The sequence below is a fragment of the Streptomyces sp. NPDC060184 genome, from assembly GCF_042728795.1.
GTDB lineage: Bacteria > Actinomycetota > Actinomycetes > Streptomycetales > Streptomycetaceae > Streptomyces.
The window spans coordinates 219008-235058 of sequence record NZ_JBHWYX010000003.1 but is presented as its reverse complement, the minus strand read 5'-3'; the positions used below and the strand labels follow the sequence as shown (position 1 = coordinate 235058).

The 16051-nt window shown below is 73.8% G+C and carries 12 protein-coding genes; 5 read left to right on the top strand and 7 right to left on the bottom strand.

The features are described from left to right. The first annotated feature begins 59 nt into the window (after window positions 1-59). Window positions 60-833, top strand: coding sequence for a DNA alkylation repair protein (locus ACFWEE_RS03955; RefSeq protein ID WP_386886110.1), 774 nt, complete (start codon window positions 60-62; stop codon window positions 831-833). Between the two features lie 25 nt (window positions 834-858). Here the strand turns inward: ACFWEE_RS03955 and ACFWEE_RS03950 are convergent, their stop codons facing one another. Beyond that, a complete protein-coding gene (locus ACFWEE_RS03950; RefSeq protein WP_386886109.1) occupies window positions 859-1104 on the bottom strand; it encodes an SCO4848 family membrane protein in 246 nt (81 codons plus the stop codon). 229 nt (window positions 1105-1333) lie between these two features. Here ACFWEE_RS03950 and ACFWEE_RS03945 point away from each other — a divergent pair, with 229 nt between their 5' ends. Beyond that, window positions 1334-2704 carry a D-alanyl-D-alanine carboxypeptidase family protein gene (locus ACFWEE_RS03945; RefSeq protein ID WP_386886108.1) on the top strand — a complete coding sequence of 457 codons (1371 nt, stop codon included), beginning with the start codon at window positions 1334-1336 and terminating at the stop codon, window positions 2702-2704. Here ACFWEE_RS03945 and ACFWEE_RS03940 read toward each other — a convergent pair. Next, window positions 2652-3599 carry a YihY/virulence factor BrkB family protein gene (locus tag ACFWEE_RS03940; protein ID WP_386886106.1) on the bottom strand — a complete coding sequence of 316 codons (948 nt, stop codon included), beginning with the start codon at window positions 3597-3599 and terminating at the stop codon, window positions 2652-2654. The two genes, ACFWEE_RS03945 and ACFWEE_RS03940, sit on opposite strands and share 53 nt — an antisense overlap. A gap of 170 nt (window positions 3600-3769) precedes the next feature. Between ACFWEE_RS03940 and ACFWEE_RS03935 the strand changes: the two genes are divergently transcribed. Together ACFWEE_RS03935 and ACFWEE_RS03930 are read left to right on the top strand one after the other, a co-directional pair. Further along, window positions 3770-5125: an FAD-binding protein gene (locus ACFWEE_RS03935; RefSeq protein WP_386886105.1), complete on the top strand. Its 1356-nt coding sequence runs from the start codon at window positions 3770-3772 to the stop codon at window positions 5123-5125. A gap of 45 nt (window positions 5126-5170) precedes the next feature. Continuing rightward, window positions 5171-5932 (top strand): decaprenylphospho-beta-D-erythro-pentofuranosid-2-ulose 2-reductase, encoded by a 762-nt coding sequence (locus ACFWEE_RS03930; protein WP_386886103.1) that lies wholly within the window; start codon window positions 5171-5173, stop codon window positions 5930-5932. Window positions 5933-5995: 63 nt separating this feature from the next. Here ACFWEE_RS03930 and ACFWEE_RS03925 read toward each other — a convergent pair whose 3' ends face one another. The 3 genes from ACFWEE_RS03925 to trpS all read right to left on the bottom strand — a co-directional run bounded on the left by ACFWEE_RS03925 (window position 5996) and on the right by trpS (window position 8433). Next, on the bottom strand, window positions 5996-6493 hold the full coding sequence (locus ACFWEE_RS03925) for a hypothetical protein (protein WP_386886102.1): 498 nt from the start codon (window positions 6491-6493) through the stop codon (window positions 5996-5998). Between the two features lie 197 nt (window positions 6494-6690). Next, the gene (locus ACFWEE_RS03920) at window positions 6691-7287 is read right to left on the bottom strand and encodes a 2'-5' RNA ligase family protein (RefSeq protein WP_386886101.1); all 597 of its coding nucleotides are present in this window, start codon (window positions 7285-7287) and stop codon (window positions 6691-6693) included. Window positions 7288-7419: 132 nt separating this feature from the next. Beyond that, the gene (gene trpS / locus ACFWEE_RS03915) at window positions 7420-8433 is read right to left on the bottom strand and encodes a tryptophan--tRNA ligase (protein ID WP_386886099.1); all 1014 of its coding nucleotides are present in this window, start codon (window positions 8431-8433) and stop codon (window positions 7420-7422) included. A 309-nt stretch (window positions 8434-8742) separates the two neighbouring features. On the opposite strand from trpS, the gene rocD reads away from it, so the two are divergent. Further along, on the top strand, window positions 8743-9951 hold the full coding sequence (rocD, locus tag ACFWEE_RS03910) for an ornithine--oxo-acid transaminase (RefSeq protein ID WP_386886097.1): 1209 nt from the start codon (window positions 8743-8745) through the stop codon (window positions 9949-9951). Between the two features lie 42 nt (window positions 9952-9993). Here the strand turns inward: rocD and ACFWEE_RS03905 are convergent, their stop codons facing one another. After that, a complete protein-coding gene (locus ACFWEE_RS03905) occupies window positions 9994-12600 on the bottom strand; it encodes a glycoside hydrolase family 9 protein (RefSeq protein ID WP_386886161.1) in 2607 nt (868 codons plus the stop codon). A gap of 389 nt (window positions 12601-12989) precedes the next feature. Beyond that, window positions 12990-15890, bottom strand: a complete 2901-nt coding sequence (locus tag ACFWEE_RS03900) for a polysaccharide lyase family 8 super-sandwich domain-containing protein (protein ID WP_386886096.1) — start codon at window positions 15888-15890, stop codon at window positions 12990-12992. Window positions 15891-16051: the final 161 nt, after the last annotated feature.

The window sequence follows — 16051 nt, the reverse complement described above, 5'->3', positions numbered from 1 at the left end:
CCGGCCGAACGCCGACGCGCGAAGAGGCACCCCGAGGTGTCGTGAACAAGGAGGAACGCATGTCCGTGGACGGCACCCCGCCCCTCGGCGGCGCGGCCGAGGAACTGCGCGGCGCGGCCGAGGAACTGCGCGGTGCGCTGCGCTCGGCGGCGGACCCGGTCCGGGCCGGGCAGCAGCGCGCGTACCTGCGCAGCGAACTGTGCCACCTCGGGGTCGGGGTGCCGGAGCTGCGGGCCACGGTGACCGCGACCCGGCGGAGGCTGGGCGCCCTGCCCGGCCCGGAGGTACGGGCGCTGGCCCGGGACCTGTGGTCCGCGCCGGGCGGGTCCGCGGAAGCGGCCGGCCCCGTCCCGGTGTACGAGTACCGGCGGGCCGCCGTGGAGGTGCTGGTGCAGTACGCGGCGGCGCTGGACGCGGGCGACCTGGGAGAGGTCGGGGAACTGCTCCGGGAGTGCGGGACCTGGGCGCTGGTGGATCCGCTGGCCGTGCACTGCGCGGGGGCGGTCGCCCTGCGCGATCCGGCCGCCGGTGCGGTGCTGGACCGGTGGATCGAGGACCCGTGCTTCTGGCTCCGCCGCTCGGCGCTCCTGGCGCTGCTCCCCGCGATCCGCGCCGGGCGCCCGGACACCGCCCGGCTCCTGCGTCATGCGGACGCCCTCGTGGACGAGCGCGAGTTCTTCCTGCGCAAGGCGCTGGGCTGGGTGCTGCGCGAGACCTCGCTCCGCGACCCGCGGCTCGTCCTGGAGTGGCTGGAACGGCACGGTTCACGGGTCGCCCCGCTCACCCGGCGGGAGGCGCTGCGCCGCATCGGTCCGGACGCGGCGGGCGGCTGAAACCGCCCGCCGGACGGGTCGCGCGTTACGCGCGTGCGGTGCGGAGCGCCTTGAGTCCGCGGAACCCGATGAAGCCCACAGCCGTCCCCAGGATGAACGAGGTGATCGCGAGGAGCAGGTGGACCCAGAAGTAGGCGGTCGGATCGCCCGCGTCGTCGAACGCGAGTCCGCTGCCGTCCTTCCATAGATTCTTGGCGAAAGTCACCCAAATCACCCACGACCAGACACCGAACGCGAGCAGGAACCAGGAGACGGGACGGCTGAGCTTCATGGACCCAGTATCGCCGCCCGGCACCCGTTCCCCCGCCGGGGGTGCCCCGGCCCCTCCCGCTCCCGGGGCGGGCCGGACGGCGGATCGGCGGACGTCTCGTTCCTGGCGATACGTCAGGAACGGCACCCCCGGCCGACCCGGTCGCGGGGGTGGGCTGTCCTGGCGGTACGCACGGCGGGTCAGGGGCTCCGGGTCCCCATTCACACCCACGCCCTGTACGTTTCCGACCGTGCCTGCTCTGAAAAAGACCGCGCTGACGGTCATCTGCGCCACCTTGATGTCCACTTTTGCCCTGGGTCCGGTGGCCTTCGCCGCGGACAAGGACAAGGACGACGACAAGCAGCCGAGGCCGACCCTGCCGATGTCGAGCATCGGCGGGCCGCAGCTCGCGAAGGAGGGCACCCAGGTGAACCTGGGGCCGGGCGCCCCGGCGTTGCCCACGGAGCTGACCGGCCGCTCCTGGATCGTGGCCGACGCCGAGAGCGGGGACGTCCTCGCGGCGCACAACGCCCACTGGCGGCTGCCTCCGGCGTCCACGCTGAAGATGCTCTTCGCGGACACCGTGCTCCCGGCGCTCCAGCCCTCGACGCTGACCCACAAGGTGACCGACGCCGAACTGGCCGGCCTCGGCGACGGCAGCAGCCTGGTGGGCGTCAAGGAGGACCAGACCTACACGGTCCACGACCTCTGGCTCGGTGTCTTCCTGCGCTCCGGCAACGACGCGGTGCACGTCCTCGCCTCGATGTACGGCGGCGGACAGAGCGACGGCGGCACGGCCGAGGACGGTACGGCCGACGGGGAGAGCGGCGCCGAGGAGCCCGGCGGCGAGGAGGCCGCCGTCGCGAAGACCGTGGCCGCGATGCAGCAGCACGCCGAGGAGCTCCAGGCCCTCGACACCACCGTGGTCACACCGGACGGCTACGACGCCCCGAACCAGGTGTCCAGCGCGTACGACCTCACGCTCTTCGCCCGCAGCGGCATGCAGAAGAAGGACTTCCGCGAGTACGCGGCGACCGCCACGGCCGACTTCCCGGGGGAGGAGAAGGACGGCAAGCGCGAGTCCTTCGAGATCCAGAACACCAACCGGCTGCTCACCGGGGACGCCGGCATCGACCCGTACAAGGGCATCGCGGGCGTCAAGAACGGCTACACCAGTCACGCGGGCAACACCTTCACCGGAATCGCCGAGCGCGACGGCCGGGTGCTGCTGGTGACCGTCATGAACCCGTCGTCCGACGTGAGCCACGCCGTCTACAAGGAGGCTGCCTCACTCCTGGACTGGGGCTTCTCGGCGAGCGGCAAGGTGACCCCGGTCGGCGAGCTGGTACCGCCGAAGTCGGCGGACACCGGCAGCGGTACGGACTCCGGATCGGACGCCGGTAGCGACTCGGGCACCGGTGCGGGCAAGGGGCCGCAGGCCGCCGCGGGGGCGAAGCCGCAGCAGACCGCGGCGAAGGCCGCCGCCGACGCGCCGTCCGGCGGCGTCGGCATCGCCCTGGCCGTGGTCGGCGGGGTGCTGGTGGCGCTCGCGGCGGGCGTGTTCCTGGTCAACCGGCGCTGGCCGCTGCCGGACCTGGTCCGCCGTCGCCCCCGCCCGTAGCGGGCCCCTCCTTCTCCTTCCGCTCCTCCTTCTGCCCCTCCTCCTCCTTGCTGCCGGTGGCGGTCCAGGCGGCGCAGACCAGCAGCAGCTTGGCGGTGAAGTTGATCCACAGGAGCAGGGCGATGGGCACACCGAAGGCGCCGTACATGCTCTTGGAGGCGACGCCGCTCATGTAGCTGCCGAGCAGCAGTTTGAGGAGTTCGAAGCCGACCGCGCCGACCAGGCAGGCCACCACCAGCCGGCGGCGCGGCGGTTCCACTCCGGGCAGCAGGGTCAGCAGGTAGAGCAGCAGCAGGAAGTTGGCCACCACCGCGACCGCGATGGCGGCGGCCTGGAGCAGGACACCGCCCGCGCCGTCCTCGGGGATGCCGATCCGGTCGGCCGTCCAGCCGACCGCGGTGGAGCCGACGGTGGAGAGGACGAGGCTCAGCAGCGCGGCGCCGCCGAGGCCCACCAGCAGTCCGGCGTCCTTCAGCTTGCGGACGACCGGGTTGCCGTCGTCCTGGTCGTCGATGCCCCAGACCGCGCGCAGGCAGTCGCGGAGCGAGCCGACCCAGCCGACGCCGGTGAAGAGGAGCAGCGCACCGGCGACGACCCCGACGGTCCCGGCGTGCGCGACGAGGTTGTCGATGCCGAGCTGGTCGGAGATGCCGGGCACCTGCTCGGCGGTCTTCTGCTCGATCGTGTCGAGCTGGTCGTCCGTCAGCAGCGCGGCGCCGATGGCGGCGCCGACCGCGATCAGTGGGAAGAGCGCCAGGAAGCTGATGAAGGTGATGGCCGCCGCGAGCCTCGTCCAGTGTTCCCGCTCCAGCGTCTCGTAGGAGCGCCACGCGTGCGTCTCCATCAGCCGGGCGAGCGGCGGGCCGACCACGGGGAGTCTCTTCAGCCAGTCCATGACGTACGCGTACCCTCCGGGACCCCGAAAACCTGTGGACGGGACGCACACTTCCGTGCGGCGGGACAAGTTCGACGCCCGCGCGTGCTGACACTCGCTCCACCACCCGTTCCGGTGAGTCCTGTAACAAATGCCCCAAAGAGGTTTTCTCGGGCGATACGGTCATTCGCATGTCCGTCGACACGGTGTCCTTGAGCGGCTCCGGCCGCACCGCCCCGACCACCGCCGTACGGTTCTCTCCCCGTACGTACGAGGAGGCGGCCGACGTCGTGCGCGGGCGCGGGCCCCGGGGAGCGATCGCCCGGGGGCTCGGGCGCGCGCCGGGGGACGCGGCGCAGAACGCCGGGGGCTCCGTCCTCGACATGGGCGCGCTGGACCGGGTCCGCTCCTTCGACGCGGCCACCGGCACCGTGGTCTGCGACGCCGGTACGCGGCTGGACCGGCTGGCCGAAACGCTGCGGCCGTCCGGCTGGTACCTCCCGGTGGTGCCCGGCGACCGCAGGATCACGGTGGGCGGCGCCATCGGCTCCGACGTGCACGGCCACGACCACCGCACGGCCGGATCCTTCACCCGGCACGTGACGGCGATGGAGCTGCTGACGGCGGACGGTTCGGTCGTCACGGTGCTGCCGGGCACCCCGCTCTTCGACGCCACGGCGGGCGGCCTCGGGCTCACCGGGGTCGTCCTCGCCGCCACCCTGCGCTGCCGCCGGATCTCCACCTCGCTGATCGCCGTGGACACCGAACGGGCCGCCGACCTCGACGACCTGCTCGCCCGGATGGCGGGGAACGCCCCCCGCCCTCCGTACGAGAGCGCCTGGATCGACCTGATGGCGCGCGGGCGGGCCACCGGCCGCGCGGTGCTGGTCCGGGGTGCGCACGCACCGCTCGCCGCGCTCCCGGTCCGCGACCGGCGGGCCCCGCTCGGCGCGCCCGCGCTGCTGCCGCCGCTGCCGCCCGTGCCCGCCTTCGCGCCGACCGGTCTGCTCGGCCGCACCGCGATGGGGCTGGTCAACGAGGTCCGCCACCGCACCGCGCCCCGCGCCCGTACCGGGGTGCTGCGGAGCTTCGACGCCTTCTTCCGCTCCCCCGAGGCGCTGCCCCGGCTGCCCGCGCCCGCCGGGCGGGGCGGCTTCGTGCGCTACCAGTTCACGGTCGGTCCCGGCCGCGAGGAGACCCTGCGCCGGGTGGTGCGCCGGCTCTCCACCCGGGCCTGCCCGTCCTCGGTCGCGGTGCTGGAACGGTTCGGGGCGAGCGGGCCCGGCTGGCTGTCGTTCCCGGCACCCGGCTGGTGCCTCGCCGTGGACGTACCGGCCGGGCCGCCCGGCGTCGGCCGCTTCCTGGACGAGCTGGACGACGAGGTCGCCGCCGCCGGAGGACGGGTCGGCCTGGCCCGGGACTCCCGGCTGCGGCCGGAGCTGCTGGCCGCGATGTACCCGCGAGTGGCGGAGTTCCGCGCGCTGCGGGCCGAGACCGACCCGACCGGCGCGTTCCGCTCCGACCTCGCGCGCCGGCTCGGGCTCTGAACCTCCCCGCCCCCTCCCGCCCCAAGACCAGCCAGGAGTGTTCCCGTGAAGGACGCCTTCGGTGCCCCGCAGTCCCTGCTCGTGCTCGGCGGCACCTCGGAGATCGGGCTGGCCACCGCCCGTCGGCTGATCGCCCTGCGCACCCGCACGGTCCGGCTGGCCGGACGCCCGTCGGCGGCGCTGGAGGCGGCGGCGGACGAGCTGCGCGCGCTGGGCGCCCAGGTCTCCACGGTGGAGTTCGACGCCCTGGACCCGGAGTCGCACGCCCCGGTGCTCGGCAAGGTGTTCGCGGAGGGCGACGTGGACATGGTGCTGCTGGCCTTCGGCATCGCGGGCGACCAGGCGCGCGACGAGGAGGACCCGGCCGCCGCGGCGCTGGTCGCGCGTACCAACTACGCGGGAGCGGTCTCCGCCGGTCTGGTGTGCGCGGGCGCGCTCCAGGCGCAGGGCCACGGGTCGCTGGTGGTGCTCTCCTCCGTCGCCGCCGAACGCGCCCGGCGCGAGGACTTCATCTACGGCTCCAGCAAGGCGGGCCTGGACGCCTTCGCGCAGGGCCTCGGCGACGCGCTGTACGGCAGCGGGGTGCGGGTGCTGGTGGTGCGGCCCGGGTTCGTGCGTACCGCCCGTACGGCCGGGCAGCAGGAGCCGCCGCTGGCCACCACCCCGGAGGAGGTCGCCGACGCGATCGTCACGGGGGTGCGCCGGGGCTCGGAGACGGTCTGGGTGCCGGGCGGGCTGCGGGTGGTGATGGCCGCGCTGCGCCACGTCCCCCGCCCGCTCTTCCGGCGGCTCCCCGCCGGGCTCTGAGGGCCGAGGGCCTGAGTCCGGGCCTGAGGTCCGGGGCCTGAGCCCCGGGGCCTGCGGGAGCGGTCAGTACCCCTGTCTGCGGGACCAGGCGAGCATCCGGGCCGCGCCGATGAGGAAGGTCGCCGACCAGGTCACCACGAAGGCGACCACCACCCAGAGGTTCCCGGTGATCATGCCGGCGCCCAGCAGGACGAACGAGACGACGGCCAGCAGGACGAACGTCCGGCGGGACCTGACCAGCCGGCCGAACCGGCCGGGGCGGTGCGGGGTGTCCGGGAACCCGGTACGTCCGCCGGGTGCGTCCGCCGCGGTCGGTGCGCGCAGCGGTTCGCGGCGGGCAGCTGCGGCGGGGCCTCTTCCGCGGGGACTTTCCCGGCCGGTGCCGGGGCCCTCCCGCGGCGGCTTCTCCAGGAGGTCGCGCTCGCCTCCCCTCTCGCGTTCGCCCTCGACATCGCGCCCGAACTGGACGACGGGATCGTCGGGGAAGTCCCGCGCGAGCGAGGCTTCCAGTTGCGCCAGGATCTGACGTTCACGGCTGGAGAGCGGGACCACGCGGACCACCTCCGCGACAGTGACGGATGACGGAACGGCGGCGGGCCGTCGCTCCTCCCTGTGGAAAAATTTTCCCACTCGAACGGCCCACTGTCCCTCCGGCGCCGGAGGCCCCAGGTCAGGACGGTTCAGGACGGGTCGGGACGGCTCGGAGGACCGTGGGAGGCAGGACGGGCCGTGGAGGTCAGGACCCCAAGGCCTGGAGGTCAGGACGGGCCGTGGAGCGAGGGCTCGTCGGCACAGAACCCGCTCTGGACGGGTACGGCGGGCGTGCCGCCGCCCGCGCCGAACGGGAACTCGTTGATCTTGCGCCAGACGCTGTCGGAGCCCTGCTCGTACAGCGCGAAGGAGGTGCAGGTCCAAGCCGCCTCGAACGCCGCGAGCTCCTCGTAGGCCCGGTCCATCGCCGCCTCGTCGATGGAGTGCGCGACGGTGACGTGCGGGTGGTACGGGAACTGGAGCTCACGGGTCAGCGGACCGGAGGCGTCCCGGACGCGCTGCTGGAGCCAGGCGCAGGAGGAGACGCCCTCGACGACCCGGACGTAGACGACGGGCGAGAGCGGGCGGAAGGTCCCCGTTCCGCTCAGCCGCATCGGGAAGGGCCGGCAGTCGGCGGCGATCCGGGCGAGGTGCGCCTCGGCGGCCGGCACCTCGTCCGCCTTCGCCTCGGTCGGCGGCAGCAGGGTGACGTGGGTGGGGATGCCGTGCGCGGCCGGGTCCCCGAAGCCGGCACGTCGCTGCTGGAGCAGGGTGCCGAAGGGCTCCGGGACCGCGATCGAAACGCCGAGCGTTACGGTCCCCACGTCGTGTCTCCTCTGTCGTCGATCGATGGTGCTCGATGACCGCGCGCGCCGGGCGCCGCGGCACCGGCGGTCGCACGGGGCCGTCGCCGCAAGTGTGCCGCGCGCCCCGTGCTCCCGCCAGGGTCCTTCGACTCAGTGCTTGGCGGGCAGGAGGCCCATCCGGTCGTACGCCTGCGCCAGCGTCTCCGCGGCGACCGTCCGGGCCTTCTCCGCGCCCTTGGCCAGCAAGGAGTCCAGCGTCTCCGGGTCGTCCAGGTACTCCTGGGTGCGGGTACGGAACGGCGTGACGAACTCCACCATGACTTCGGCGAGATCCGTCTTCAGCGCGCCGTACATCTGGCCCTCGTACTTCTGCTCCAGCGCCTCGACGGAGGTGCCGGTGAGGGTGGAGTAGATGGTCAGGAGGTTGCTGACGCCCGGCTTGTTCTCGGCGTCGTACCGGATCACCGTGTCGGTGTCGGTGACGGCGCTCTTCACCTTCTTGGCGGTGGTCTTCGGGTCGTCCAGGAGGTTGATGAGGCCCTTCGGCGTGGACGCCGACTTGCTCATCTTGATCGACGGGTCCTGGAGGTCGAAGATCTTCGCCGTCTCCTTGAGGATGTACGGCGCCGGGACGGTGAAGGTGTCGCCGAAGCGGCCGTTGAAGCGCTCGGCGAGGTCGCGGGTGAGCTCGATGTGCTGGCGCTGGTCCTCGCCGACCGGGACCTGGTTGGCCTGGTAGAGCAGGATGTCCGCGACCTGGAGCACCGGGTAGGTGAAGAGGCCCACGGTCGCCCGGTCGGCGCCCTGCTTGGCCGCCTTGTCCTTGAACTGGGTCATCCGGGAGGCCTCGCCGAACCCGGTCAGGCAGTTCATCAGCCAGCCGAGCTGCGCGTGCTCGGGGACGTGGCTCTGCACGAAGAGCGTGCACCGCTCGGGGTCGAGGCCGGCGGCCAGCAGCTGGGCCGCGGCGAGGCGGGTGTTGGCCCGCAGCTCCTTCGGATCCTGCGGCACGGTGATCGCGTGCAGGTCCACCACCATGTAGAAGGCGTCGTGGGACTCCTGCAACGCCACCCACTGGCGCACCGCGCCCAGGTAGTTGCCGAGGTGGAACGAGCCTGCGGTGGGCTGGATTCCGGAGAGCACGCGAGGTCGGTCAGAGGCCATGTGCCCATTGTCTCAGGTGCGCAACCGATCCCGGGCAGCCGGTACTCGGGAATCCCGTACGGCCCCCGGGGCGGCCCTGCTCAGCGGTGCGCGGGCCCGGTGGGGCGGGTGGTGAGAGGAGAAACACGTTGCCGGGGGCGGGCCCGGCGTGCGTGGCGCGCGGGCACGCCGGTGCGGCGCGGGTTTCCCGGGCCGTACGGCGACGGAACGATACAAAGTGGGCGAGACCCCGCCCGCAGCCCCCGACCCGGGCGCGACCCGCCCGGTCCGCACCGCACCCGCCCGCGCCGCACGACGAACGGAGACCCCGTGTCGACCACGGAGAACACCCTCGCCTCCACCGAGGCCCACAGCGCGCACAACTACCACCCGCTGCCCGTCGTCGTCGCGACGGCGGACGGGGCCTGGATGACCGACGTGGAGGGGCGCCGCTACCTCGACCTGCTGGCCGGGTACTCGGCGCTCAACTTCGGCCACCGCAACCGCCGGCTGATCGACGCGGCGAAGGCGCAGCTGGACCGGGTGACGCTCACCTCGCGGGCGTTCCACCACGACCGGTTCGCCGCGTTCTGCACGGAGCTCGCCGAGCTGTGCGGCATGGAGATGGTGCTGCCGATGAACACCGGCGCCGAGGCGGTGGAGACCGCGGTGAAGACCGTGCGGAAGTGGGGGTACACCGTCAAGGGCGTCCCGGACGGCATGGCCAAGATCATCGTGGCGGCGGACAACTTCCACGGCCGCACCACCACGATCGTCAGCTTCTCCACGGACCCGGAGGCGCGCGCGGACTACGGGCCCTACACCCCCGGGTTCGAGATCGTGCCGTACGGCGACCTCACCGCGATGCGCGACGCGATGACGGAGAACACCGTGGCGGTGCTGCTGGAGCCGGTCCAGGGCGAGGCGGGGGTACTGGTGCCGCCGCCCGGCTATCTCGCCGGGGTCCGTGAGCTGACCCGGGAGCGGAACGTGCTCTTCGTCGCGGACGAGATCCAGTCGGGCCTCGGCCGCACCGGGCGGACCTTCGCCTGCGAGCACGAGGGCGTGGTGCCGGACATGTACGTCCTGGGCAAGGCGCTGGGCGGCGGGGTGGTGCCGGTGTCGGCGGTGGTGTCCTCGGCGGCGGTGCTGGGGGTGTTCCGGCCCGGCGAGCACGGTTCGACGTTCGGCGGCAACCCGCTGGCGTGCGCGGTGGCGCTGGAGGTGCTGGCGATGCTGCGGACCGGCGAGTACCAGGCGCGGGCGGCGGAGCTGGGCGCCCATCTCCACCGCGAGCTGGACCGGCTGGTGGGCGGCGGCGCGGTGGACGCGGTGCGCGGCCGGGGACTGTGGGCGGGGGTGGACGTCGCCCCGGCGCTGGGCTCCGGGCGGGAGATCTCGGAGCGGCTGATGGAGCGGGGCGTGCTGGTGAAGGACACCCACGGTTCCACGATCCGGATCGCGCCGCCGCTGGTGATCGAGCGGGAGGACCTGGACTGGGGGCTCGACCGGCTCCGCGCGGTGCTGAGCGGGAAGTGAGACCCGGCACCGCCGCCCGGGAGCGGCGGTGCCGGGGCGCGGTCAGCCGGTGGAGCAGGCGTGGCCGCCGAGCTTGAACACGGCCGGATCGGGACCGGTGTTCGCGGTGGTGGTGTTGAACCCGAAGTCGGCGCTCGCACCGGGGGCGAGGCCGCGGTTCCAGTCCAGCGGCTTCGCCGTGACCGTACGGCCGCTCTGGGCGAGCTCGGCGCTCCAGGTCTGGCCGATCCGCTGTCCGCCCGGGAAGAGCCAGCTCAGCTGCCAGGCGGGGAGCGGGGCGGTGCCGGTGTTGCGGACCCGCACGGTGACGGTGGAGCCGCCGGTCCAGGCGTGCGAGGCGTAGGAGACCGCGCAGACGCGGTCGGCCCGGTCCGCCGCCGTACGGCCGTCGCCCGCGTCGTCCAGGTAGGACGCGATGAAGGCGAGCGGGGCGTTCCAGTTGATGGTGACCTCGTTGGTGGCCCAGGAGCCGTTGTCGTCGAGGTAGCACATGGCCGGGGCGCAGCCGCCGAGCTTCTCGGCGGCCACCGGGTCACCGGCGGCGACGGCGGTCAGGTTGGGTCCTCCGGCGACGGTGCCGGGAGGCGGGTGGGGCAGGTCGGGGTTGCTCTGGTGGGCCCAGAACCGGTGGTGCTGGTTCTCGGAGTACCGCTCGCCGTACCCGGTGACGTACGACAGGCCCAGCGGGTTGCGGCCGAAGAGGTAGTCCGCGCCGCGCAACACGGCTTTTTGGTAAGCGGGTTCGCCGGTGAGGTCGTGGGCGACGGCGAGCACCACCATGTTGTTGAGCACCTGGCTGTTGGAGCCCCAGACGTAGTCCTCGCCGGGCGGCGCGTAGGGCACTCCGTAGAGCTCGGCCGCCGACTGCGCGGCGTAGCGGTCGGCTCCGGCGGTCACGACCGCGCGGACACCGGCGAGTTGGGCGGCGGTGAGGTCGTTGGGGACGGTGGCGAGGGTGAGCACGCCGAGCCCGGCGGTGGAGCCCCAGGAGATGCCGCCGCCCGCGGGGAAGATCTTGTCGGCGTCCCCGTGCAGCGGGGAGGCGAGCAGCGCGGTGCGGTAGGCCGACTCCCCGGTGGTGGCGAAGAGTTCGGCGGCGGCCCAGTAGAACTCGTCGGTCACGTCGTTGTCGCTGTACGTCCCGCCGCCGGTGCCGTCCGCCGGGTCGGCGTAGACGGCGGGGTGGGCCAGGGCGGCCTTCCAGGCGGTGGTGGCGGCCCGGAGGCAGCGGTCGGCGAACTCCTGGTCGTACGGGGCGAAGAGGCGGGCGCACTGGGCGCCGGTCGCGGCGACGTTGAGCGTCGCGGCGGTGGACGGGGCGTGCAGTTCGCGCGGTTGGGTGTCCTGGTCCGGGCGGGTGGGGATGCCGGTCCAGGCGGCGTCGTGCACCTTGTGGTGGACCATGCCCGCGAGCGGCTCACCGGCCGGTACCTGCATGCGGAGCAGGAAGTCCAGCTCCCAGCGGGCCTCGTCGAGGATGTCGGGCACGTCGTTGCCGCGTTCCGGGACGCGCAGGGAACCGTCGGCGAGCTGGGCGCCCTCGGCGTCGGCCGCCGTCAGGGTCCGCTCGTACGTGTCCATCAACTGGGCCACCGCGATACCGCCGTTGACCACGTACTTGCCGTGGTCGCCCGCGTCGTACCAGCCGCCCTGGACGTCGAGGCGGTAGTCGCAGACGCCGGGGACGCAGGGCACGTCGGTGTCGCCCTGGTTGGGGGCCGTACCGGCGTGTCCGGCGGGGCGCGCGTACTCCTCGCCGACGAGGTCCGCCTCGATCGGGATGCCGCTGCGGTTGTGGTAGAAGTACGCCAGCGCGTCGGAGCGGAGCCCGTCGTAGAGGTCCGCGCGCACCGAGAAGGGCTCGCTGACCTGCCCGTCGACGTCCACGGTGTAGCCGTCGCCGACGGTGGTGAGGGCGCTGAAGTCGAAGGTGTGGACGCGCTGCCGGGAAGTCGGGTCCTCGCCGCCGGGGACGGTCGTGCCGGTGGCGGCGGTGGTGCCGTCGGCGGCCTTCACCGTCCAGGTCAGAGGCGCGTCGGCGTCCGTCACCACGGTGCCGCTCTTGGTGCCGTACGGGAGGTAGCCGACCTGGTTGACCCGGACCGGGGAGCCGGTGTCGGGGACGTACACGGGCGGTTCGGCGCCGCCGCGCAGGGAGACGTCGTCGAGGCAGAAGGTGGTGGCCCGCCCGCCGCCGATCTGGAGGGCGACCTGGGCACCGGGCCGGTCGGCCGTGGCGGTGAACGCGTGGGTGACCGTGACCGGTTCGGCCCCGACCGGGTCGGCGGTGGCGAGTTCGGTGGTCCAGGGCTCGACGGCCTCCTGGACGCGGGTCTGCACGGTCAGCGGAGCGGTGGAGGTGGCGGTGTAGCTCAGCAGGTACGTCTCCCCCGCCACGAGAGGGACGTCGTTCTGCCCGACGATCACGTCCCAGGCGTTGGCCGTACCGGCCGGGACGTCGGCGCAGAGGCGCCCGTCGACGACCGTCCCGGAGGTGTTCGCCGTCCACCACCAGGGCGCGGTGCCGTCGGAGAAGTCGCCGTTGGTGATCTGCTCGACGCCTTCGGCGGGTGCGGGCTCGTCGGCGGCGGCGCCGGGTGCGGCGAGGCCCACCGCGAGCAGGGCCGCGACGGCCGCGGCGGCGGACAGGCGCGCGGCGGACCGGGCGCGGGGGCGCGGCGGGAGGAGGCGCGAGGTACGGAGGCGTGGGGGTGGGGCGTTCACCGGGACACCTTTCGTCGTGCGTCGGCGGGGTGCGGGCGCGGGCAGCGACCCGGGGTGGGAGCGCTCCCATGGACCGGACCCATTCTGGAGTCCCGTCTGCACTTCCGCCAGGGTCATGACAGGGCCAAGTCTCAGGTGGCGCGCATCCGCCCCTCGCGGGACACGAGGCCGCTCCGGCGGGCCGGCCTGTGGATCGGCGACCCGGTGGGGTGGAAGCGCCACCGCCCGCCGGTGCGCCGCCGCGGCGCACCCCCTTCTCCGGACCGTACCGCCGCGTCCCCGTATCGCTCCGGGTACGCGGCGGTTCGTCGACCTCACCCCAGCGTCACCGTCAGCACCGGCGGGTACGCCGTGTTCTCGCGGGAGTTGATGACGACGGCGAGGCCGGGTGCGTCCTGGGCCAGGGCGAGGGAGACCGGTCCGGGGGCCGCCGCCGTGACGTGGGCGGTGACGTCGAAGGCCAGCCAGGACGGTACGGCGGTGGCGGCGGCGTCCGCGCGGGCCGTGCCGAGGGCGGGGCGGGTGTTCCAGGTGAGGGCGGATTCGGTCCAGGCGGTGTCGGCGACCCCGTGCGCGGTGACGACGGCGTCGGTGCCGCCGGAGTCCGAGACGAATCCGTGGACGGAGAGGGTGGCGGACGTGATCCGGCCGGCGAGCGCCGAGGTGTCGAAACGCAGGTACGACTGGCGGTTGTAGCCGCTGCCGGTGGCGTTCTTCACCACCAGGGTGGTGGCGGTGCCGTAGGAGGTGCCGGCGTACGCGCCGTCCCGGACGTACCCGTCGGCGACGGGAGCGAGGACCGCGCCGGTGACCGTGAAGACGGCCTCGGCGGTGGCTCCTGCGGCGCCCGCCGTGTTCACGGTGAGGGCGAGGGCGGGCGCGGCGGTGTCGACGGTGATCCGGGGGTCGGTGCGCACCGCCGTACCGGTGTGGACGAGCCGTACGGAGACCGAGGACGCGGTGTGCGTGGGGTCGGAGACCGCCACGGTCAGCGTGGACCCGGTGCGGCGCAGGATCACCGAGCAGGGCGCGCCGACGGTGATGCCCGCCGCCGTTCCGGCCGTGAAGAAGTTGGCGGCGACGATCCCCGAGCCGTTGTCGCGGATCGCCTGCACGGCCGGGGTGTTGGCGAGGACCTCCACGGTGGGAGCGGCGGCGCGGGCCGCCGTGCGGGCGGCGTCGGCGCCCGGCAGCAGGACGTAGGCGTACGCGCCGTTCGCCGGGGCGGTGCCGTGGGAGAGGCCGAGGGAGAGGTAGCGCCGGGTGGTCGCGGCGGTGGTGCCGCCGGTGTTGATGTCGTGCCAGGAGCCGGTGCGGTCGGTGCGGTCGGCCTTGACGGTGGCGCCGCCGGGGAAGAGGTAGCCGCCGACCCCGGCCAGGTGCGCCCAGCCGGTGACGGCGAGGGTGGCGGACCAGCCCGGAGTGATGGGCTGGGCGGTGCCGTCGACGGTGAGCTTCGGGGTGCGGGCCCCGGGGGCGCCGAGGTTGCGGTGCTCGACGGTGGTGGTGACCTCGGCGCCGCTGCCGCCGGTGATGCCCGCGCCGAGGCAGACGACGGAGTCGTCCAGGCAGAACCACGACTTCTTCGCGGTGAGGGTCGAGCCGTGGGCGCGGAAGTCGAGGCCGAGGCTGCCGTACGCGCCGCCGAGGCTCGCCCCGCCCGCCCAGGTCGCGGCGGGGCGGGTGCCCGTACCGGCGGCGTCGGCGAGGGCGAGGGCGTCGGTGGTGGTGCCGGGCATCCGCTTCGGGTCGGCGGTGGGCCAGAAGTCGTCGGTGAAGTGGCCGGGGTCGTCGGCGAGATAGAGGTAGGCCATGCCGTCGCCGGTGTGCCAGCCGTGCAGGTTTTCGCCGTTCATCGACTCGTACCGGGCGATGCGTGCGGAGGAGAGGGCGAGCGCGAGGGCCCAGTTCTTGCCCCGGTGCACGGCCCGGTCCATGTTCGGGAACTGCGTGTGCCCGACCGGTTCGGGGAGGGCGTCGATGTCGCTGTCGTTCAGCACGGGGGCGGCGAGGGCGACCCCCGCGATTCCCGCGGTGGCGCTGTAGGGGGCGTACGCCTCGCCCCGGGTGATCCACCCCTTCGCCAGACCCTTGAAGCGGGTGGCCTGGGCGGTGGTCGGGGCGGAGAGCGCGGCGCGCAGGACGGCCTGGGCGGTCAGGTTGCCGTCGTAGAAGTCGGTCTCGGCGGCACGGCTGACGGCCCGCCCCCGGACCGCGTCCATGCAGAGGCCGTTCCAGATCCAGGGGGCGAAGGCGGTGTCGACCGAGGTGTGGATGTGCGCGGCGGCCGGGTCGGTCACCTCGTGCGGGGAGCCGTGCAGCAGTTGGAAGAGGTTGGTGAGCCCGCGCAGCAGCACCATGCCGTACGTACCGGTGTACGGGATGTACGAGTGCTGGACGAAGGACCCGTCGGCGTAGAGCCCGTCGTCCGAGGTGACGTACGGGAACACGTCGGAGAGGCCCGCGACGGCGGCGGCGAGGCGTTCGTCGCTGCGGCCGAGGACGCCGCGCAGGGCGACGACCTGGCAGAGGTCGACGCGGTTGGCGCCGGTGGAGGTGGTGCGGTCGGCGCCGTAGCGGTTCTGGGTGGGGTCGGGCACGAAGTGGTCGATCGCCGCCGTCCAGTCGGCGATCCGGTCCTCGGTGAGCAGCGGGTGCACGAGGGTCATGGCGTTGGTGAGGGCGACCGGGCAACCGATCTCCCACTCCCACCAGTTGCCGCTCTCCACGGCGGTGGCGTGGTACGCCTGGGCGTGCAGGAAGTCGAGCCCCGCCACGATGTCGGCGCCGAGCGACGCGGAGCCGTACAGCGCGCGCCCGGTGCCGTCGGTGGCCGTGGTGCCCTCGGTGGCGTAGGCGGTGGCGAGCGAGGCGAGCGCCTTGTACCCGGCGGTGATGTTGGCGGGGACGGTGAGCGGCTGGCCGGGCCAGAGGGATCCGGCCGCGGCGTCCGGCGCCATGGTGTTCCACAGGCCGGTGGCGGTGGTCGAGAGCACGGCGAGCGCGGGGGCGTAGTCGGCGTCGCCGGCGTCGATGTCACCGCCGGTCAGCAGGGCGGCCCAGGTCGCGCGCAGGACGTCGAAGGCGTCGCCGTCGGCTGCCGCCGGGGTGGCGCCGGGCAGCAGCTGGAGGCCGCCCGCGGCGCCGGCCGCGGCCAGCGCCAGCGCGGACAGGAAGCCGCGGCGGCCGAACGGTACGGCGGTGATCTCGTGCACTGAATCCTCCTGGGGCGTGTTCCGAAAGGAGCGGAGCTTCGAAAAGTGCCGTGGTGCGGACCTCGGTGGTGCCGTGGGAGCTGTGGCGCGGGCATCTCGGTGGTGCGGCCGGTGCCGTGAGGAGCGGTGCGGGGATCAGGGGCGGGGCCGGGCGGCGGGGG

Excerpts from the sequence above, each read along its gene's own strand:
- ACFWEE_RS03955 (WP_386886110.1), top strand. The coding sequence starts at position 60 with ATGTCCGTGGACGGCACCCCGCCCCTCGGCGGCGCGGCCGAGGAACTG.
- ACFWEE_RS03950 (WP_386886109.1), bottom strand. The coding sequence starts at position 1,104 with ATGAAGCTCAGCCGTCCCGTCTCCTGGTTCCTGCTCGCGTTCGGTGTC.
- ACFWEE_RS03940 (WP_386886106.1), bottom strand. The coding sequence starts at position 3,599 with ATGGACTGGCTGAAGAGACTCCCCGTGGTCGGCCCGCCGCTCGCCCGG.
- ACFWEE_RS03935 (WP_386886105.1), top strand. The coding sequence starts at position 3,770 with ATGTCCGTCGACACGGTGTCCTTGAGCGGCTCCGGCCGCACCGCCCCG.
- trpS (WP_386886099.1), bottom strand. The coding sequence starts at position 8,433 with ATGGCCTCTGACCGACCTCGCGTGCTCTCCGGAATCCAGCCCACCGCA.